This window comes from Kocuria atrinae (genome assembly GCF_039531425.1).
GTDB classification, from domain to species: Bacteria; Actinomycetota; Actinomycetes; order Actinomycetales; family Micrococcaceae; genus Kocuria; species Kocuria atrinae.
In genome coordinates this window covers 1-19,435 of sequence record NZ_BAAAQA010000020.1, presented here as the reverse complement: position 1 = coordinate 19,435, position 19,435 = coordinate 1, and the positions used below count along the sequence as shown (strand labels likewise).

Sequence of the window (19,435 nt, the reverse complement as noted above, 5' to 3'; positions counted from 1 at the left end):
GACCAGCGGCTCCCCGGGTATGGGAGTCACTCTCAACAACTGGCAGACCCCCGAGCAACTCGCGTGGTCCTTCCAGCACATTGCGGACATCCTGCCCACCGCAGCCATTTCGCGCGCCGCGGCACCGGCAGCCCCGTTCGAGAGTGCTCCCGCACCCGTGGAGAACCTTCCCCTTGTCACGGTCGACGGCCGGTTCCTCACCGTGGGCGAAGTCATGGACTGGACCTACACGGACGGTTGGCTAGTCGAGCACGACGGCAAGATCCTCGCCGAGCAATACCCCAGCGGCATGGCTCCGAACACCAAGCATTTGCTGATGTCCGTAAGCAAGTCCCTGGTGTCCCTGGTGGCAGGCTCCCTGTGGGGCTCGGGTCTTCTGCACTTGGATGCGCCCGTGACCGCTTATGTGCCTCAGTTGGCATATTCGGGATATGCCGGTGCCACGGTGCGCAATCTCTTGGACATGCGTACCGGCGTGCGCTTCTCCGAGGAATACACGGATCCTGATGCCGAGGTTCGCCAGCTCGAGGAAGCCATCGGTTGGAAGCCCTGGACACACCCGGGCCCACGCAGCATGTACGAGTTCCTGCTTGGCTTGAAGAAGGTCCGCGAGCACGGCGGTGTGTTCGAGTACCGTTCCGCAGAAACCGACGTCCTTGGTTGGGTCTGCGAAGCAGCCGGCGGTGCCCGCATGCAGCAGTTGATGTCCCGCATGCTGTGGAGCCGTATCGGCGCTGAAGAGGACGCCAACATTGGCGTGGACAGCACCGGAACCGGCATGTTCGACGGTGGTATTTCCGCCTCGCTGCGCGATATCGCCCGCGTCGGCCGTGTGGTCCTGGGTGACGGAGTTTCCATGACCGGCGCTCGGGTCACCCCCGCGGAATGGATCTACGACACCATGGCCGGTGCCCCGGATTCTCGCCAGGTATTCGCCGACTCCCCCACGGACACCCGCATGCCCGGAGGCATGTACCGCAATCAGTTCTGGATTCCGCGGGAAGGTTCGGACGTGATTCTGGCTCTGGGTATCCACGGTCAGATGATCTACATCAACCGCCCGGCACGCGTGGTGGCCACCAAGCTTTCCAGCTGGCCGGTCCCCCAGGATGCGTGGATGTTGTTGACCACCCTCACCGCTTTCGACACCATTGCCGCGGCCGTGCAGGAGAACCGAATTTAAATGGTTCCGGACCAACCACACGTCCAGCCCGGCGAGTTGCGCCGGGTCAGCGCGTGCGCGGGTGTGATCCTGGCACCCAACCCGGGCCCTATGACGTTGGACGGCACCAACACCTGGATTCTGTCCGCGCCCGGCTCAGACCCGGAGCATCCCACGTACGGCGCTCACCCCTCGGCCCAGGGCCGTGGTTCGTGGCCCGGCAGCGACATCGTAGTCGTGGACCCGGGCCCCGAGGACCTGGGACATCTACGGGCCATTGCGAATGTGGGCAACGTGGTGCTGATTCTGATCACCCACCGGCACGGGGATCACACGGACGGTATCGACCGGTTGCACAAGCTGACCGGCGCTCCGGTGCGCGCTGTACTTTCCGAGCACTGCCGCGACGGAGAGCCCCTCAGCGATGGGGACACCATTGTGGCCGCGGGCATGCGCATCCAGGTCATCGCGACCCCGGGCCACACCTCGGACTCCGTGTGTTTCAGGATTCCGCACGATGAGCCGGAAACTGTGATCACCGGTGACACGATCCTGGGTCGCGGCTCCACGATGATCGATCACCCGGACGGCTCTCTGGGCGATTACCTCCGCTCGCTCAATCTCTTGGCGCAGCATTCGGGTGCCATGGTGCTACCCGCCCACGCCGGGCCCCTGCACGACATTCAGGAAATTTGTGAGGAGCTCACGGAGCACCGCTTGGAGCGGCTGGATCAGGTCCGCTCGGTGCTCAATGACTTGGGTAGCAACACCAGCCTCGGCGCCATCACGGACGCCGTTTACGCGGATGTCCCGGACGGCGTACGTCGGGCGGCCGAGCATTCGATCGCAGCGCAGCTCGCCTACCTGGGCTACTGACTGGCGGTAACCCTGGGTTTCACGACCCGGTCTCTGGCCCGGCCGCTCCCCGGTAAGGCATCGGGAAACGGCGGAGGGCCGCGAGCTAGTTTCGGGTTTCGACGCCGTTCTGCACCGGCCCATAGCTCGGCTCACGGCGCTTGATCCATCCGATCACCGCGTAGGTCACGGGCATGATGAGCACCTCCACCAGGCACTTGTACACGTAGCCCACGATCACGTAGTTGAAGAACCCTGACCACGAGTCGATGCCGATGATCGGCGCGGCGATCGAGCAGAAGATGATGGTATCCACCAGCTCCCCCACCATGGTGGAACCGATCAGGCGGGCCCACAGGTGCTTCTCCTTGGTCTTGGCCTTGATCCTGACCATGACAAAGGCGTTGAGCAACTGGCCCACCAGGTAACCGAGCAATGAGCCGACCACAATCAACGGAACGGGGCCCAGCACGGCCTCGAAGGCGGACTGGTTCTCGTAGAACTCGGCCGGCGGCAGGATGATCACGATCCAGAACACCGCGGAGGAGAACGCCCCGAACACGAAGGACGTGATGATGGCCTTCCGCGCAGCTCTGAAGCCATAGACCTCGGAAACCACGTCACCCAGCACGTAGGCCAAGGGGAACAGGAAGAACCCGCCGTCCGTGATGATGGGACCGAACTCCACGCCCTTGGTCGCGCCGATGTTGGAGAGCACCAGGATTACGCAGTAGGCGGCCAGAATCAGGTCGAAGTAGGTGCGGGGCCGGCGAGCAAAAGCGGGGCCGGCGGCGTCGGCCGCGACCGCGGTTGCGGAAACGTCACGGCTGACCGGGGTGGCGGAATTGGGCACGACAAACTCTCCACGAAATCAAGGGGACTGGTGCTGACGTCGTCTGCCACCCGGCGTCGTGGATCAGTGTAATGGTTACGCCTGTTGCATTGAATTCGCGAGCACGGGGATGACAGGAGCACAATATGCCCATGACTAAACTTTCCCGCCCGCAGCCTCCCGTTGCCATGACGATCGCCGGTTCCGAAGTCACCGGTGGAGCCGGCGCGCTTGCGGATATCAAGACCTTCACTTCGCTGGGCGTTTTCGGCTCCCTGGCGCTGACCTGCATTGTCGCGTTCGATCCCGAGAATGATTGGGCCCACCGCGTCACTCCCGTGGACCAGGAAACGCTGGCCAATCAACTGCAGACTATTTCTGCCGCGTATGACCTGGATGCCGTCAAGATCGGCATGCTCGGCTCCCCGGACACCATTCACACGGTGGCCAAGGCCATGACGGAGCTCAAGTCGCGCCACCTGGTGCTGGATCCCGTCCTGATCTGCAAGGGTCAGGAGCCCGGGGCAGCCCTGGACACGGACCAGGCACTCAAGGCTGAGGTGCTGCCGTTGGCCACCTTCGTGACACCTAACCACTTCGAGTCGTTGTCATTGTCCGGCATGGACGCAATCGACAACGTGGAGGACCTCAAGGAAGCCGCCAAGCGCATCCACGATTCCTCCGGAGCCACCGTGCTGGCCAAGGGCGGCGTGCGCCTATCCGGCCCGGACGCCGTAGATGTCTTCTACGACGGCTCCGAGCTCGAGGTACTCAGTGAACCCAAGGTGGGCGAGGTCCCGGTCTCGGGCGCGGGCTGTTCGTTGGCTGCCGCCGTGGCCGCCGAACTGGCCAAGGGCGCGTCCGAGATCGACGCTGCCCGTACCGCCAAGGCCTTCATCTCGGCCGGTATTCGGCACCGCCTCGATTCGCACCTGCCCTTCGAGTCCCTGTGGCAAGGCGGTCTGGCCGCCGAATCCTGATTCACTCGTACGCCGACGCCGCCCGCACCGGTTCCCCACGCTGGGAACGGTGCGGGCGGCGTCCCCCTGTCTAGGGCATGAGCGGGACGTTTCCTGAAAGGTCTCAGTGAGAACGCTGCGCCTGGATTACATCTGGCGGCACGTGCCGTTGAATGTAAAGACAGACCGTCACCCGCCTACCTCAGTGCTTCCCCGGTTTACTGACAGAATCAGATAAGGTGTCATCATGCCCCGCATTTCAGCCTCCAGTAACGCCGCCCAACGAGAGCGCACCCAGCGCGCCATTCTCACCGCGTTCGGAGAGCTTCTCTACACCCAGGGGCTCACGGACCTCACCATGACGCAGGTGGCCAAGACCGCTGGAGTGGGCCGCACCGCGGTGTACAACTACTTCGCGGACATGGGGGAATTGCTCGTCGCCTACGCACTGGACGAGACCGAACGATTCGTGGCGGACCTCGAACAGGATCTGACCGAAACCGACAACCCCATTGACCAGCTGGGGATCTACGTACGGGCGCAACTCGAGGACATGAGCCGCCGTCATCTCCCTCCCGGGGAGGCCATGAAGACCGTGCTCGCCCCCGAGGATTTCGCCAAGCTCGGGGCCCACGTGGGCAAGCTTCAAGGAGTCCTGGTGGGGATCTTGGAACGCGCAATGTCCGAGGGGTACCTTCCCCGCGCCAACCCCACCCAGCTGACGCAACTCGTGCACGGCTCCCTTGCGTCCACGGCGGATCGCAGCCACGGGGCCGAAAGCGAGCGAGCCCACAGGGAACGCACCGATGCAACCGTCCTGTTCATCCAGCGCGGCCTGGGTGCCCAGTTCGACCAGGATCTCCGCCCCGTCCAATTGCCTTTGGCGCGGCCCGCCCTGAGTGTGGTTTCCTAAGATTCCCCCGTCGAAACCGCACGCCATTGCAGGAGCACGACACATTAGGCTGAACCAATGATCTTCAAGGCCGTGGGCGATTCACGCCCGTACCCCGAACACGGCCTGGTCACACCCTCTGACTGGTCCAAAATTGCACCGAAACAGGTCCGCCTCGCGGACCTGGTCACTACGCAATCCATGCTGGATCTTTCTAAACTTTTGGACGCCGACTCCACTTTTTTCGGCGACCTTTTCCCGCATGTCGTTTCGTGGAACGGCACGCTCTATCTCGAGGACGGCGTTCACCGCGCCCTCCGTACCGCGCTGCACCACCGCTCGGTAATCCACGCGCGGGTTCTTGAGCTCTGACACTCACTATCTCTCGATCTTCGGCTGCCTCACCCTAAAAGGTGTCTTTTCTCGGTACACTTGTCACCAAGCTGGCTCTCTGCAGTGAGGCCGGTGGTGATGAGTAGTTTTGGGGCAGCTGCCAACACACCTTGACCGGCCACTCCGAATGAACGACGCACACCATGTCTTCCGAATCCACCCCCGTTGAGCTCAGCCGGGTTTTCGCCCACCTCTCCGGGATGATCCTCAATGAGCAGGACGCCACCTCGGCTGCGAGCAAGCTCGCTTGGGCTGCCCATCAAACGGTTCCATCCGCAACAGGGGCGGGTTTCTCAATCCTCGATGACCAAGGCAAACGGCTGTCGAGCGCCTCAACGGATCCCACCGTGGAAGCAGTAGACACCCTGCAATACGATCTGGGGCAAGGCCCCTGCCTGAGCGCCTGGGCCACCGGCGACCCGCAGCTGGTGGATGACACCGCCGTGGAAACGCGCTGGCCGGATTGGATCGAAGCGGCCATTTCCATGGGTATTGGATCCGTTTTGAGTTCCCCATGATTTACCGGGGGCGCCACGTGGGTACCCTCAAGGTCTACGCTGCTGAACCCCATGCCTTCAGCCAGACCGAGGTGCATCTTCTCGGGTTGCTGGCTGATGCCGCCGCCACCCTATTGGGTACAACGCAGAGCATCGAGTCGCCCGTCCGCTTGAGCAAGGTTTTGACCGACGCGCTGACTACCCGGGACACGATCGGCATGGCCGCCGGTTGCTCATGGCCCAAGAGCACCTGAGCCGGGACATGGCGCGAACCCGCCTGCTCGAACTCGCACGGAACAGCAACCGCCGCGTGGTCGATGTGGCCTCCGACATCCTAACAGAGTGGGAGAAGCAGGGCGAATCATCGTGAAGTCCCATGAGTCCGATGACGCCTCAGTGGGGTACGAGCAAGCCCGGCAGTTACTGACCATGCGTGCAGCTAACATCGATCAGGGCCGTCTGTGGCTCTACTTTTTCAGCATCGGTGGCAGCATCAGTGAGTTCGAATTGGATGCTTTCCTCCACCACTCCCTGGTACTCCCGCGCCTCCAGCGAGACCTCTTGGCTCAGGCAGCCAACGAAATCCTGGCTGAACAAGCACCGCCCCGCGTACCGTATGCCGCCGATATCCTGCGCCACAGGAACCCACCGGTGGACGAGGCGACGCCCAATGAACGGGATGATCCTGAGGAGAAGGAAACGGTCGAAGACTGGACTGGATTGACGCCGGTCGGCCCTGGCCTGATCCAGCCGCGGGTGCCGGCCCACACCTGCGAAGGAGCGGGTCATGACCAATCAAGAAGCCGACAATCTTTCTCACCTCCAATTACAACAATTGCTACTGGACAGTGAAGACATCTCAGAGTTCCTCAATGTCTTCACCCGCAACCTGGCCAGGGCCGTGTCCACTGGGGGCAACGAGGTCCACTGTTCGGTGACCTTGCTGCGCCCCAAGCGTGTGACCCCCATGGCATCGTCGGATTCGCTCCTGGAAATCCTTGACGAACTCCAACATCATCAAGGGGATGGCCCCTGCCTCACCGCTGCGCGGGATAACAAGGTGGTCTACGTTCCCGATACCCGCACCGATTCACGCTGGCCAGAGTATGGGAAGGCTGCCGCCGACTTGGGTATTCTGTCGATCTTGGGCGTCCCTATGGAACTTGAGAGTGGTGCCGCGGCGGGCCTGGATGTTTATGCCAACCAACCCCGGGCCTTTGACTCCGCCACGGTCGAAATGATTGAGCAAGAAGTCGTCGCTGCGTCCAGCGCACTGCAGCTCGCTCTCAGGCTGGAAAGTCAGCGCGATGTTGAGAAGGATCTGACCGCCGCTATCAACTCCCGGACCGTGATCAATTTGGCGGTGGGAATCGTCATGGGACAAAACCGTTGCTCGCAAGGTGAGGCCCTGGACATCCTGACCGCAGCCTCGAATCACCGCAATATCAAGCTGCGAGAGCTAGCCGTCGAGCTGGTGGAAAGGATCGGTGACGGCCCCGGTCGCACGCACTTCGAACGGTAATAGTTTGTGGGCAAATCGCGATCTATCAGGGAAAACATTCCCTACTCGCCAGTAGTGAAATACGCTTAACCACAGGTCAAGCAGCGGCCTCCCCCTTACCGTGGAGGAAGGCTGCACGAGTGGATCATAAAATCTCCGTGACCGTCCAGATCGACATGGACGGACAAGACATCCGGATCATCACTACAGGGTGCCTGACCAGGCTCAGCCAGTCAGCGCTCCTGCCCCTCATTCGCCGGGCCCGCAAGCTCACGGCTGGCGCCCGCGTCACCCTGGATGCAACGCCCGCACGTCATATTGAGGCCCTCGGTCTGGACTTGCTGCGTGACGCGATCGATTACGAGGTTTCTCTGAGCCAGGGGCCACCCGTTCATTTCGTGGTTCCTACTCATCTCCCGAGCCATCTTGGCCCCGCAGGCCCGCACCTATCGAACGGACTGACAGGCCTGCAGGTAGAGCCCCTCAAGGAGGGTGCATCATGAGCGAAATCATCATTCCCACCACGCCTACCCCCCACTCACCAGAGCCCGCCGGGGGAATCCCGGCAGCTTGACACCTCCAGCACCTTCCTCACCCCGGCAGATCAGTTCCCGAGTGAGCTGGCCGACCTGGACCTGATGACGGTGCTCGCCCTCCACGGCCGGGTATGCCGGCAGCTTGAGCGCGAATACCTCACCGATCCGGATGGCGCAGATCCTGCCACTCTGGACAGGGTCGAGGAACTGACCGAAGAGCTCGACGAGCGACAGAAATACGTTACGCATTTCGACTGACATACAGATCGGGGGAGCTAGGGCTAAATCCACCGTCCTGGTGCGACAAAACGGGGACAACCGTCGCACCAGGACGGTGTTGATTTTGTCCCGTCTTTTCGGGGAATGGAGAAAGTTTCACTCGACCCTAAAAAGGTCGCCTGGCTGGCAATCCAGCGCGTCACAAATGGCCACGAGCGTGCTGTACCGAATGGCTTTGGCTCGGTTGTTCTTCAAAACCGACAGGTTCGCCAGGCTGATATCGACCCGATGGGAAAGCTCCGTCAGAGTCATACCCCGATCCAGAAACTGTAACCCCAGCATGAGGCAGAGCCGGGGTAGTGGACGTTTCATTGCGGGTCATGTACCCGAAGGCCGGAACAGGGAGTAATCGCAGAGCGAGACGCCCAGAATGAGAGCGATCCGGCCGGCGACCCAAAACCCCTGAGAAGCCTGATCCTGCGGACTGTAGAAGGTGGCCACGTCTCCAATCTGGATGGGCTCCCCAAAGTTCGTGGCACCCACACTCCCTGTACCCCGCCACCACCAAGTTTTTACTTCTCCGCCACGACCTGGTCGTTTATCGCGCTTATGCTCGAGGTCACTGTGTGTTGACCTGGAGGTTCGTATGCGTGCTCAATATCGCGCCCTTCTTGTCTCGTCCGCTGGCGCTCTCGCCGTTGCCCTCGCCGCGAGCGCGGTGGCACCGGCCGTGGCGGGTGAAGGTGGGCGAGCGGCGTCATCGTCGAAAAGCGCGAGCGTGACCGGCGATAAGCACGGGCTGCGCGTGGCCACGTACAACGCGTCGCTGAACCGCAACGAGGAGGGTCAGCTGCTGCGGGACCTCTCCACGCCGGCCAACCAACAGGCCCAGAACATCGCGGAAGTCATCCAGATCAACAACCCGGACGTGGTGCTCGTCAACGAGTTCGACTATGTGCCCGGTAACCAGGCGGCGGAGGCGTTCCGCGACAGCTACCTGTCGGTCGGGCAGAACGGCCAAGCGGCGGTGGACTACCCGTATTACTACGTGGCGCCGGTCAATACGGGTGTGCAGTCCGGCCTGGACCTCAACCAGGACGGGCAGACGGGCGGGCCCGACGACGCGTGGGGCTTCGGCCTGTTCCCCGGCCAGTACGGCATGGTCATCTACTCCAAGTACCCGATCGCCCAGGATCAGGTGCGCACCTTCCAGAATTTTCGCTGGCAGGACATGCCCAATAACCAGCTGCCCACCGACTACTACACACCGGGACAGGCGGCGCAGCTGCGGTTGTCGTCCAAATCCCACTGGGATGTGCCCGTGCGTGTGGGCAACAAGACGGTCCACGTGCTGGCCGCGCATCCCACCCCGCCCAGTTTCGACGGCCCAGAGGACCGTAACGGCCGCAAGAACAACGACGAGATCCGCTTCTGGGCCGACTACGTCACCGGCAACAAGAGCGCTTCCTATATTTACGACGACGCCGGCCGCCACGGTGGTCTGCCTCGCGGCGAGCGTTTCGTGATCGCGGGCGACTACAACTCCGACCCCAACGACGGCGATTCGTTCCCGGGTGCCATCGGCCAGTTGCTGAACAACTCGCGGGTGCGCGATTCGCAACCGACCTCAACCGGAGCCACTGAGGCGAGCGAGCGTCAGGGCGGCGCCAACCTGGCCCACGAATCCGATCCCGCACGCGACACCGCAGACTTCAATGACAGCCCCACTCCCGGCAACCTGCGCGTGGACTACGCGTTGCCGTCCAAGAATTTGCCGCTGCTGGATGCCGGTGTTTTCTGGCCAGCGCCCGGTCAGCCCGGTTCCGAACTGACCGGCGAATACCCGTTCCCGACCTCCGACCACCGCCTGGTATGGGTGGACGTCAAGGTTCCGGGCAAGCGATAGCCCCTCACCACAATCTGGAGATCACTCATGCCCGTATCCATGTCCAAGCCCTCGCTGCGGACCCGCATTGCCGCTGCCTCCACCGGAGCGGTGTTGCTGTGTAGCGGCATTGCCGTGGCGCCCGCCTTCGCAGCCCCGGCCACCGACACCGTGTCCATCGCCGAGATTCAGGGCACCGGAGCCGAGACTCCGCTCAAGGGTCAAACCGTCACGACTGAACCCTCGATCGTGACCGCTGTGTACCCGGGCGATCCGGGCACGCTGGGTGGTTTCGTGATTCAGACCCCCGGCTCCGGTGGGAAGGTGGACACGAGCAAGGCCTCCACCGGGGTGTTCGTCTACACCGGTAGCACGCAGTCCACAGTGTCCGTGGGCGACAGGGTCCAGGTCACGGGCGAAGCCGGGGAGTATCGCGGTCTTACCCAGCTGGAAGGCAATATCGAGATCACGCCGGTGGCCGAGGAGCTCCCCGCGGTGGAGCCCGCCACCAATGACTGGGCTTCCACCGCCGCCACCCGCGAGAACCTTGAATCCATGCTGTACAAGCCCAAGGATAAGTTCCAGGTCGCGGATACCTACGGCCTGGGTCGCTATGGCGAACTCGGGCTGGCCGCGGGGAAGGAACTTCCCGCGCAACCGACCCAGGTCGCGCGGCCGGGCAGCGCGGAGGCGCAAGCTCAGGCGGAGCGTAACAGTGCCATCTCGGTCACGCTCGATGACGGCACCAACCGGGGTTTCGCGGCGTCACCGTCTCAGGAGGCACGCCAGGTTCCCTACCTGACCCGTGAGAATCCGGTGGCGGTGGGCGATTCCGCGCGCATCACCGAACCGGTCATCGTGGACTACCGCTTCGACAAGTGGCGCTTCCAGCCGACCTCCCCGGTGGTTCCGGGTGAGGAACCGGCGCGTTTCTCGGGCTCCGCCGATCCCAAGTCAGCGGTGGGTGGTCAGATGCGGATCGCCTCATTCAACGTGCTCAATTACTTCACGACCGTGGGGCAGGAGCAGGGCTGCCGCGGCGGCAACTACTCGACCGACGGCACCTACAACGTGGCCCAGAACTGCGACGTGCGCGGTGCGTTCGACCAGGCCGATTTCCAGCGTCAGCAGGCCAAGACAGTCTCCGCCATCAACCAGTTGGATGCGTCCGTGGTGGGTCTCATGGAAGTAGAGAACTCCGCCAAGCTCGGTGAGCCCAAGGACGAGGCTCTCCAGAACCTCGTCACCGCGCTGAACAAGGCCGCCGGCTACACCAAATGGGACTTCGCCTCGGTGCCCGACTCCGAGATGCAGCCCGTGGCCGATCAGGACTTCATCACCAACGCCATCATTTACCAGCCCAAGCAGGTCACCCAGGTGGGCCCGGCTCAGGCGCTGGGTTCCGAGGCCGGTGCAGGGGGCGCGTTCGAGAACGCCCGCACTCCCCTGGCCGCCACCTTCACCTCGACCAAGGGCGGCGGCAAGCACGGCGCCGCGCCCACCACCGTGGTGGTCAACCACTTCAAGTCCAAGGGTTCCGCACCTCGCACCGGACCCAACCGTGACAGCGGCGACGGCCAGGGTGCCTGGAACGCGGCGCGCGTGGCGCAAGCGAGCGCCGTCGTGGACTGGATTCCCGAGTTGACCAAGGCCGCGGGCTCCGAGGACGTGGCCGTGTTGGGCGACTTCAATTCATATGCCCAGGAGAACCCGATGCAGGAGTTCTACGGCGCCGGCTATACGCAGGCCACCGAGGACGACTACACGTACGTGTTCGGCGGTCAGGTGGGGTCACTGGACCACATGCTGGTCTCGCCGTCCCTGAAGAAGCGTATGACCGGCGCGGACGCCTGGAACATCAACTCCGGCCAGTCCCCGCTGCTGCAGTACGGCCAGTACCGCACCACCGCGCTCGACTATTACGTGGCGAACGAGATCGCTTCCTCCGATCACGACCCGTACATCGCGGGTTTCCGGGCGGGCAAAAAGTAGCTCTCCCGACATCGACGACGCCGCGGCCACGCTCCTTTCGAGCGCGGCCGCGGCGCTGTTATGCGTAGGAGGTCCGATGTGCTGACCATGTGCGCCGAACTGGACGCGGCGGCGTCGTTGTCAGCGGCGCAAAGACTCGTGCCCGTCATGTTGCGACAATAGTTACCCGGGGGTCATTAGTGTCTTTATGATGTGAGCATCCCCCTGATCGGCGAGGGACTCACGGCCTGGCTGGGCCGTCCTGACGCGGAATATTGGTTCCAAGTTCGGAGAGTTATCGCCCGTAACAAAGGATCCGCGCATGAATGCCGCATCATCCTTCCGTCGTTCCGTGACGACCGGACTCATCGTCTTGTTCTTGGCCTCCGGCACCGTTGCCGTGGGCGCCGCTCCCGCTGAAGCCGCGGTGGTCAAGCCGTGCAAGGCGACTATGTCCGTGACTCAGCCGCGCCAGTACACGAACACCTACGTGAAGGTGTCCAAGGTGGGCGCCCGCTCCAAGATCACCACCAAGGCCAAGTACAAGACCACCACGAACACCAAGACCGCAACGGCCTCCACCAAGGGCACTGCGTCGATCAAGTACCCCATTGCCCGCGCAACCCCCGGGCGCAAGGTGATCGTGGAGGTCTCCGCCAAGCAGGGTAAAACCACCTGGAAGTGCACCACGTCCTTCACGCCCAAGAAGCGGTAATTCCGAGGCTGCACGGCCATTGAAAGTTTCCTGCGTAGGCACCGGGCGGCACGAACCACCCCGAGAAACATTTGTTTCCTGCGTCACATAGGTGGGGTAGTTTGCGATTGATACGCTTTCGCCCGCGCAGGAGACTCGCATGCTTCGCCGTTACTTCGCTGCCGTTACGACGTCGATCTTGGCCTTGGCGCTCACTGCGCCGGCACAAGCCCAAACCCAGTCGCCCGCTCCATCGAACGACGACGGGTGGGTACCTCCAAAAATCGCGCTCGTCCTGGACGCGTCCGGGTCTATGGCGGAATCGGATGTCGATGGCGGCAACCGGATGGATGCTGCCAAGAAGGCGGCCAACGGAATGCTTGAGGACCTCGATGACGATGTCGAGCTGGGCCTGATCGCCTATGGTGCCGAGATCAGTGACGACGATCCGGACAATTACGAACGCGGCTGCCAGGACATCAAGGTCTTGCGCTCTGTGGGTCCGCTGGACAGAGACACCATCTCTCAAGAGATCGACGACCTGGAAGCTACGGGCTACACGCCCATTGGCAACTCCCTTAAAAAGGCTGCCGAAGAGTTGGGCGATGAGGGTCCTCGCTCGATCGTTCTGGTCTCGGACGGAATCGACACGTGCGCGCCGCCGGAAGTCTGCGACGTCGCCGAAGACTTGGGCGCCGACGGCGTGGACTTGGCCGTTCACACCGTGGGTTTCAAGGTCAACGACGACGCCCAGAGCGAGCTGGAATGCATCGCCGAGGCAACCGGTGGCACTTATTCTTCGGCGGATAACAGCAATGAGTTGGGCACCACCCTGTCGGCACTGGCGCAGCGAGTGGGCCAGGCCTACGAGGCGGGCGGCACCGAAATCACGCTGGGTAAGGACCGGGATTCCGGCCAGTATTTGGGTGAAGGTAATTACCAGACGCAGATGTCCGGCCCCACCGTGACCAGCAAGGAGGGCCCCGCAGGCTGGTTCACATTGAACATCCCCGAGGGATATCGCGCCCATGTCTCCGCAACCGTGGTAGATCCTTCCATGGAGGAGTTCGTTCAGCGACTGGGTGGTGGGCGTGACAGCTTCTCCGTGGATGTCGAAGCCGAAAACGCATCCTGCAACCAAACCGGAAGTTCCGATTGGGAATCCACAACGCTCGGCCGCGAGGCTCCGTCCGCTTCCATCCTCCGTGTGACACCCAAGGAGTCCTGCAATCCTTCGGATTGGAACCTTGAGGTCAAGCGCACGGGCAGCGCCTACGAGGACGAGCTGCCCGTTGAGCTAGTCATTGGGCTGGAGCCGATCGCTCCCGAGGATCAGATCGGCCCGGAGGACAACCACCCCTACGACTCGGAGAAGGACGACGTACCCGAGCTGGACGACGACTACCCCGTGACCGATCTGGCCGGTGGCACGTCTTACTCCAGCGCCACCGACATTGAGCCGGGAACATACAGCGGCTCGCTCGTGCCCGGTGAGACGCGCATCTACAAGATGCCCATGGACTGGGGTCAGCGCCCCGTGGCCAAGGCTGTCTTCAACGCCAGAAATGCCGATGAACGTCGAGCCGCCAAGCTTGAGGTCGCCAATCCGCTGCGCGGAAAGGCGGGGGTGGAGATGAGCACGTCTTTGAAGGACGACGCGGAAGTCTCTGCGGAGAACCTGAACGCCTACTGGCCGATCTACAGCAACTCCGACGGGGTCGGAACGGGTAGCAGCATGGCCTTCCAGAGGGACGCAGCGTACATCGGCGACTGGTTCGTCATGGTGACCCTGGACGGCGGCGAAGACAACGGCAAGGCCAGCGTCGAGGAGGAGTACGAGCTGACGGTCCTCCGCGAAGGTGACGTCATTGATGGACCAGAGTGGAGCGTCCCCACGAACGACGGTCCCGAACCCTCCGATGAACCGATCGCCCCGCTGGTTGGTCCCTCGGCATCGACCGACGATTACCAGTCAGATGATGCGGAGAACTCCGGTTCAGACGGTGCGAATAGTGATGGCGGAGACAACGCAGAGGGCGCCGAGAACGCCCAAGCCGCGGAGTCAGACGAGATCTTCGGGCTGAGTACCCCGGTTGCCATCGGTGCTGCAGTGGTCCTGGGGCTCCTGGTAGTCGTGGGCCTGGGAATCGTGATCGCTATCGCCACGCGTCGGAAGCACTGATGCCCCGCCGCTAGCGGCGCGAGGCGGCCCAAGGGGTCGATGCATTCTGATGGACGGTAATGCCCTCGCGCAGAAGCCAGCGCATCATGATCGACGGTAGGGCCAGGATTCCAGCGATCCTTGGTTTCAACGTCGATCAAGTTGCATGGCACGGGCGATTTTGGTCGTAACGCCGATCAGAGCGCAGTCCTTCGCACCAGTGGCCTTGGACCTGACGACAATCAATGGAACGCCCCGGACATGAAAGTAGCCCCTGGCCGGTGTTTCCACTGGTCAGGGGCTACTTCACAACGCGGAGGATGGGGGATTTGAACCCCCGAGGGCGTTAACCCAACACGCGTTCCAGGCGTGCGCCATAGGCCGCTAGGCGAATCCTCCAGGCGTGCACATTCCCCAACGCGTGGGCAACGTGCGGCACTCAGCATAGCGGAACTCGAACCCCTGATGCGAATCGAGAGTGAATCGGGGGCAAAATCCGGGCCGACCGGCGTCGTCGCTCGTGTGGCTACCCCTTAACTGCGCCCCCGGTGAGACCGGAGACGATGTAGCGCTGCAAGAACAGGAACAAGAGCACGACCGGAATGGCGGACAGAATCGCGCCGGCCGTGAATACGCCCCAGTTCTCGCCGAACTGCACGGACACGAACTGGTACAGACCCACCGCAAGTGTGTACTTCTCGGGATCCTGGAGCACGATCTGTGCCAATAGGAAGTCCGAGAAGGACGCGATGAAGGACAGCATGCCCACGACCACCAGGATGGGCGTGACCAGCGGAAGAATGATCGTCCAATAGATCTGGGCGTGGGAAGCCCCGTCCAATGTGGCTGCTTCATCTAGGTCGCGAGGAATCGTGTTGAAGAATCCATACATCAGGAACGTATTGGCCCCGAGCGCACCACCCAGGTACACCGCGACCAGACCCATCCGAGAGTTCAGACCCAAGAACGGGAACACCTCGGAGATGCTGAACAACAACAAGAAGATCGCGACGAAGGCCAGCAGCTGCGGAAACATCTGAATGATCAGAAGCGACATCAGCCCGCCGCGGCGGAACCTGAACCGAAATCGGGAGAACGCGTACGCGGCGGCCGCACCCATCAGAACCGTGCCCACCGCGGTGATGCTCGAAATCAGCATCGAGTTCCCGAACCACGTGAGGAAGGGGTTCTGAGGGTCGTTGAGCAGGTTCTGATAGTTCGCACCCGTCACTTCACCGAACAGGTCGTTCGATCCCAGGAGCGAACCAGTGGGTGACAAGGACGCGGACAACGCGTACACCAGCGGGAACAGCGCGAAGACGCACGCCACGAGGGCGGCAACGTGCTTCCAGCCGCCGCGGGCAAATCGCTGGCCAGCGCTGAGTCGCGAGCGCGAACCGCGGCGGTTTTTCGTAGCGCTCGAGGTCGTGGAAGTAGACATGTCAGTTGATCTCCTCGAGAGCCTTGCTACGGCGGAATGTCAGGGCCGATACAACCGCGACCATGATGAAGATGAGGATCGACAGAGCCGATGCCACGCCGTAGTCATTGGTGCCACCGGCAAACGCGATCTTGTAGACGAACGAAATCAAGATGTCCGTTGCTCCCACGCCGGTGGTTGATTCCAGGTCCTGTGGGCCACCTCCAGTGAGGAGGTAGATCACGTTGAAGTTGTTGAAGTTCATGGCGAAGGATGCGATCAAGAGGGGCCCCACAGCCACCATGAGCATCGGCAACGTAATAGCACGGAACCTCTGTACTGCACGGGCGCCGTCCATTTCAGCGGACTCGTAGAGCTCAGACGGAATGGACTGCAGCGCACCCGTGGTCACCAGGAACATGTACGGGAAGCCCAGCCACAGGTTCACCAACAACAGCGAGGCCTTGGCCAACCACGGGTTGTCCAGCCATGGGATATCCGCGCCACCCAGCAGCACCTGATTGATATATCCGAAGTCCGCATTGAGCAGACCAGCCCAGATCAGGATGGAGAGGAACGCGGGGAAGGCATAAGGCAGGAAGATGATGGCCCGATAGACATTGCGGAATTTCAGGTTCTTGTCGTTGAACAAGATGGCGAGCAGAAGACCCAGGAAGAACGTCAGAGCCACCGACAGGATCGCGAAGGCGAAGGTCCACAAGGTCACCGATACGAACGGCCCGCCAAGGATCTCGGGGTCGAAGATGGCGGCGAAGTTGTCGAACCCGACAAAGACTCGCCAGCCGGGGCGCAGTTCCTCGCCCGAAGGGCTAGCGAAAGAACCTTCTCCGTTGTTCGCGTAGACGGTTCCGTCTTCGGCGACCATGGCATCAGCTTGCTCGTCATAGACAAGGGTTGGGTTGTACGCGTAGGCAGTGCGGCCATCGTCAGTGCGCAGCGCGCCGTCAGAGGATTCCCCTGTGGCAGGCACCCGGAGGTTCATGACGTCCTCGGACGCGGCAGTCACCTGGTTGAAGTCGAGGATGTCGTATCCAGGGACTTCTTCGATGATCCCGTCCGAGACTCGCGCGCCGTCGACCGGTGCGAGCGCTTGGTCGGGTGTTCCCACCAGGACTTGGTCATCCTGGACTGCGGCAAGGGCCAGATCCCCGTCTTGGCTGAGCACCGCAACGGAATACTCTTGACCGCCCGGCACTCGCTGTTCATACGTGCGTGTGAGCTGCCCGATGGCCGATTCCTTGGTCGAGTTGTGACCGTCTCCGTAGTTCGTGAAAGCAGTACCCGCGGTGTAGAGCACCACAAAGATTTGAAACACCAGCAGGAAGATCAACCCGGGATATAGGTACTTAGCGGGCAGTAGACGCCTGGTTGGCAGGAAGTACACCAGGTCGGCAACGATCAGCGCGATCACGAGGAACGCGAGGATCCCCCAACTACCCGCTGCCCACGCGGAGAGAATTCCGAACAGGCCAAAGGCATTGATCAGGGCCATGAGGACCAGCTTGACCACGAACCCCGCGCTGAACCCGCGTGAGTGTGAGTGGCGGAGCTTCAGTGGTGTGCCCAGACTGCCGCCGTCAGCTTGTTCCGGGCCCGTTACCGCTCCGGGCTGACCGGTGCTCGTGCTCATTGAATTTGCCCTTCGATATTGGCGATCATGCGATCCCAGAGTTCAACCGGTTCACCGTTGCCATTGACGATTCCGTTTTCCGTGGTGCCCCAGAAGGACCACACAGCGCCCATGGCCGGAATGGCGGGCATGGGTAGAGCCGTGGTCGCAATTTCTGCGTAGGCGGAACGCAACGGGTCATCCTTGATGCCATCGATCGCGACCTCACTGGCGGGTGGTCGGCCAGTGCTCTCGTACATGGCTGTCTGCGATTCGGGGCGGGTGAGGTAGTTGGTCGCGAAGTCCTGGGCCGCAATGGGGTTTGCTGCGTTGGCGTTGACGAAGAACGCTTGAACTCCGGCAAACGGACGGGCTTCCTCATTTCCTGCCGGCGGCACCGGGAGAACGGTGACGTTCATGTCCGCGGCTTCGATATCCACGAGTTCCCAAGGGCCAGCGATGTGGAAAGCGGATTCCCCGGAGATGAAGGATTCCTTGGCAATGTCCGGGGTCATGGATGTCTGCAGGTCCCCGCTCTCACCCAGTTCCGCCAGGTAGCGCGCGAATTCGTGGCCGCCTTCGCCGCCCATGGCCAGAGTGCTCGAGTACTCCCCGTCCTCTCCTCGTTCGAAGACCTCCGCCCCGAACGACGTTTGCAAGGGGTACAGGTGGTACGGATCGCCGGCATCGGGAGACTGGCTGACAGTAAACGGGTAGGTGATACCGCTGTCCGCCATGAGGCGATGGCCCTCGGCGCGCAGTTCGTCGAAGGTCCCGGGATCCTCGGTCGTCAGCTCGTCGTTACGCACCAGCGCCACGCTCTCCACCGCGTAAGGCACCCCGTAGCTCACACCGTTGTAGACGACGGCGTCCCGTGCGTTCTCGGTGAATTCTTCACCTCGGTCGCCCAGCTCCACGGGGGCAACCACACCGTTGGCGGCAAGCTGGCCGAGATTATCGTGCGGGGAAACAATGATGTCCGGGGCCTGCCCGGTGGGCGATTGAGAGATGAAGTTGGAGATAGCCTGCGCGTTGATTTCCCGTTCGATGAACCGCACTTCAACACCGGTATCTGCCGTGTAGTCCTCGGCAATTTCGCGCAGCGCGGGAATCTCATCATCACCGGCCTGAATGGTCACTTCGCCCGTTCCAGCGCCCAGCGCAGCCACCCCAGACGTGGGCGCGGATGAGCACCCTGCCAACAAAAGGGCGCAGCACGCCGCCGCAGCAACCGCCCATCGTGAACGAGTCATGTGATTGTCCTCTTCAGTTTTCAGTGTGCCCGTGCGGTGCCGCAGTCGCCCGCGAATCTTGATCAGTGTCATTCCGGCAACCGGTTTCCGGTCGCAGCATCGAACAAATGAATCCGTTCCTGGTTGGGTGCCACCCACACGGTGCTGCCCGGGCGCGGCGGAGTCCGGCCATCCGTGCGAACCACCACCGGGCTTGCGCCTTCCTCGAGACCTTCCTCAGCGCGCCCGGAATCCTTGGTGCTCTGCGCGGAGGGGTCCACCCGCACCACTGTGTTAGCGGCGGTAACCGGCGCGAGCTGGCCGTAGACATAGGCGTCCGCGCCGAGTTCTTCGACCACTTCTGCAGTGATGGGAAGACCCGTCCCTTCATTTGTCGGGGAGAGATCCTCCGGGCGGATACCCACTGTGATCTCATCGCTGGTCAGTGCCTCCCGTTGAGCCGGAGTCAACTCCAGAGACATGGAACCCAAGTTCACGCGCCCGTTGGATACTGATGCGCGGAACAGGGCTCTTCAGAGTTGAGTGTGGGCGCGCCGGTGGTGCGGGGTAGCTGGGGATAGACGTCGAGGTCCTCG

General features: G+C 62.3%; 21 protein-coding genes and 1 tRNA gene. 15 read left to right on the top strand and 7 right to left on the bottom strand.

From position 1 onward, the window contains the following. Positions 1 to 19 precede the first annotated feature (19 nt). Positions 20 to 1,183 carry a serine hydrolase domain-containing protein gene (locus ABD283_RS10285; protein WP_344224904.1) on the top strand — a complete coding sequence of 388 codons (1,164 nt, stop codon included), beginning with the start codon at positions 20 to 22 and terminating at the stop codon, positions 1,181 to 1,183. Next, positions 1,184 to 2,038, top strand: coding sequence for an MBL fold metallo-hydrolase (locus ABD283_RS10280; protein WP_344224903.1), 855 nt, complete (start codon positions 1,184 to 1,186; stop codon positions 2,036 to 2,038). Between the two features lie 85 nt (positions 2,039 to 2,123). Here ABD283_RS10280 and ABD283_RS10275 read toward each other — a convergent pair whose 3' ends face one another. Continuing rightward, complete coding sequence (locus ABD283_RS10275) at positions 2,124 to 2,870, bottom strand: queuosine precursor transporter (RefSeq protein WP_344224901.1); 747 nt, start codon at positions 2,868 to 2,870, stop codon at positions 2,124 to 2,126. 131 nt (positions 2,871 to 3,001) lie between these two features. Between ABD283_RS10275 and ABD283_RS10270 the strand changes: the two genes are divergently transcribed. The 9 genes from ABD283_RS10270 to ABD283_RS10230 all read left to right on the top strand — a co-directional run bounded on the left by ABD283_RS10270 (position 3,002) and on the right by ABD283_RS10230 (position 7,885). After that, positions 3,002 to 3,829: a hydroxymethylpyrimidine/phosphomethylpyrimidine kinase gene (locus ABD283_RS10270; protein ID WP_344224900.1), complete on the top strand. Its 828-nt coding sequence runs from the start codon at positions 3,002 to 3,004 to the stop codon at positions 3,827 to 3,829. A gap of 226 nt (positions 3,830 to 4,055) precedes the next feature. Then, the gene (locus tag ABD283_RS10265) at positions 4,056 to 4,721 is read left to right on the top strand and encodes a TetR/AcrR family transcriptional regulator (protein ID WP_344224898.1); all 666 of its coding nucleotides are present in this window, start codon (positions 4,056 to 4,058) and stop codon (positions 4,719 to 4,721) included. Between the two features lie 57 nt (positions 4,722 to 4,778). Next, positions 4,779 to 5,072 carry a type II toxin-antitoxin system VapB family antitoxin gene (locus tag ABD283_RS10260; protein ID WP_344224897.1) on the top strand — a complete coding sequence of 98 codons (294 nt, stop codon included), beginning with the start codon at positions 4,779 to 4,781 and terminating at the stop codon, positions 5,070 to 5,072. 164 nt (positions 5,073 to 5,236) lie between these two features. Then, the gene (locus ABD283_RS10255) at positions 5,237 to 5,611 is read left to right on the top strand and encodes a GAF domain-containing protein (RefSeq protein WP_344224896.1); all 375 of its coding nucleotides are present in this window, start codon (positions 5,237 to 5,239) and stop codon (positions 5,609 to 5,611) included. Beyond that, entirely contained in the window at positions 5,608 to 5,844 is a 237-nt protein-coding gene (locus tag ABD283_RS10250; protein WP_344224895.1) for a hypothetical protein, read from the top strand. Before ABD283_RS10255 ends, ABD283_RS10250 begins: the two co-directional genes overlap by 4 nt. Positions 5,845 to 5,956: 112 nt before the next feature. Then, the gene (locus tag ABD283_RS10245) at positions 5,957 to 6,442 is read left to right on the top strand and encodes a hypothetical protein (RefSeq protein ID WP_344224894.1); all 486 of its coding nucleotides are present in this window, start codon (positions 5,957 to 5,959) and stop codon (positions 6,440 to 6,442) included. Beyond that, the gene (locus tag ABD283_RS10240; RefSeq protein ID WP_344224893.1) at positions 6,378 to 7,112 is read left to right on the top strand and encodes an ANTAR domain-containing protein; all 735 of its coding nucleotides are present in this window, start codon (positions 6,378 to 6,380) and stop codon (positions 7,110 to 7,112) included. The genes ABD283_RS10245 and ABD283_RS10240 overlap by 65 nt, the downstream gene beginning before the upstream one ends. Positions 7,113 to 7,231: 119 nt before the next feature. Beyond that, positions 7,232 to 7,594, top strand: a complete 363-nt coding sequence (locus ABD283_RS10235) for a hypothetical protein (protein WP_344224892.1) — start codon at positions 7,232 to 7,234, stop codon at positions 7,592 to 7,594. Positions 7,595 to 7,729: 135 nt separating this feature from the next. After that, entirely contained in the window at positions 7,730 to 7,885 is a 156-nt protein-coding gene (locus tag ABD283_RS10230) for a hypothetical protein (RefSeq protein ID WP_344224891.1), read from the top strand. A 117-nt stretch (positions 7,886 to 8,002) separates the two neighbouring features. On the opposite strand, the gene ABD283_RS10225 is transcribed toward ABD283_RS10230, so the two are convergent. Continuing rightward, positions 8,003 to 8,218 carry a helix-turn-helix domain-containing protein gene (locus ABD283_RS10225; RefSeq protein WP_344224890.1) on the bottom strand — a complete coding sequence of 72 codons (216 nt, stop codon included), beginning with the start codon at positions 8,216 to 8,218 and terminating at the stop codon, positions 8,003 to 8,005. A 274-nt stretch (positions 8,219 to 8,492) separates the two neighbouring features. On the opposite strand from ABD283_RS10225, the gene ABD283_RS10220 reads away from it, so the two are divergent. The 4 genes from ABD283_RS10220 to ABD283_RS10205 all read left to right on the top strand — a co-directional run bounded on the left by ABD283_RS10220 (position 8,493) and on the right by ABD283_RS10205 (position 14,578). Beyond that, positions 8,493 to 9,752 carry an endonuclease/exonuclease/phosphatase family protein gene (locus ABD283_RS10220; RefSeq protein WP_344224889.1) on the top strand — a complete coding sequence of 420 codons (1,260 nt, stop codon included), beginning with the start codon at positions 8,493 to 8,495 and terminating at the stop codon, positions 9,750 to 9,752. A gap of 27 nt (positions 9,753 to 9,779) precedes the next feature. Beyond that, on the top strand, positions 9,780 to 11,723 hold the full coding sequence (locus ABD283_RS10215; RefSeq protein WP_344224888.1) for an ExeM/NucH family extracellular endonuclease: 1,944 nt from the start codon (positions 9,780 to 9,782) through the stop codon (positions 11,721 to 11,723). A 301-nt stretch (positions 11,724 to 12,024) separates the two neighbouring features. After that, positions 12,025 to 12,417: a hypothetical protein gene (locus ABD283_RS10210; protein WP_344224887.1), complete on the top strand. Its 393-nt coding sequence runs from the start codon at positions 12,025 to 12,027 to the stop codon at positions 12,415 to 12,417. A gap of 139 nt (positions 12,418 to 12,556) precedes the next feature. Beyond that, the gene (locus tag ABD283_RS10205) at positions 12,557 to 14,578 is read left to right on the top strand and encodes a vWA domain-containing protein (RefSeq protein ID WP_344224886.1); all 2,022 of its coding nucleotides are present in this window, start codon (positions 12,557 to 12,559) and stop codon (positions 14,576 to 14,578) included. A 293-nt stretch (positions 14,579 to 14,871) separates the two neighbouring features. Here ABD283_RS10205 and ABD283_RS10200 read toward each other — a convergent pair. The 5 genes from ABD283_RS10200 to ABD283_RS10180 form a co-directional block, all read right to left on the bottom strand. Then, positions 14,872 to 14,956 (bottom strand) — tRNA-Ser (locus ABD283_RS10200). Positions 14,957 to 15,083: 127 nt separating this feature from the next. Further along, entirely contained in the window at positions 15,084 to 15,998 is a 915-nt protein-coding gene (locus ABD283_RS10195) for a sugar ABC transporter permease (RefSeq protein ID WP_344224885.1), read from the bottom strand. 1 nt (position 15,999) lies between these two features. Then, the gene (locus ABD283_RS10190; RefSeq protein ID WP_344224884.1) at positions 16,000 to 17,628 is read right to left on the bottom strand and encodes an ABC transporter permease subunit; all 1,629 of its coding nucleotides are present in this window, start codon (positions 17,626 to 17,628) and stop codon (positions 16,000 to 16,002) included. After that, complete coding sequence (locus ABD283_RS10185; RefSeq protein WP_344224883.1) at positions 17,625 to 18,860, bottom strand: sugar ABC transporter substrate-binding protein; 1,236 nt, start codon at positions 18,858 to 18,860, stop codon at positions 17,625 to 17,627. Before ABD283_RS10185 ends, ABD283_RS10190 begins: the two co-directional genes overlap by 4 nt. 68 nt (positions 18,861 to 18,928) lie before the next feature. Continuing rightward, on the bottom strand, positions 18,929 to 19,366 hold the full coding sequence (locus ABD283_RS10180; protein ID WP_425552832.1) for an ATP-binding cassette domain-containing protein: 438 nt from the start codon (positions 19,364 to 19,366) through the stop codon (positions 18,929 to 18,931). Positions 19,367 to 19,435 lie beyond the last annotated feature (69 nt).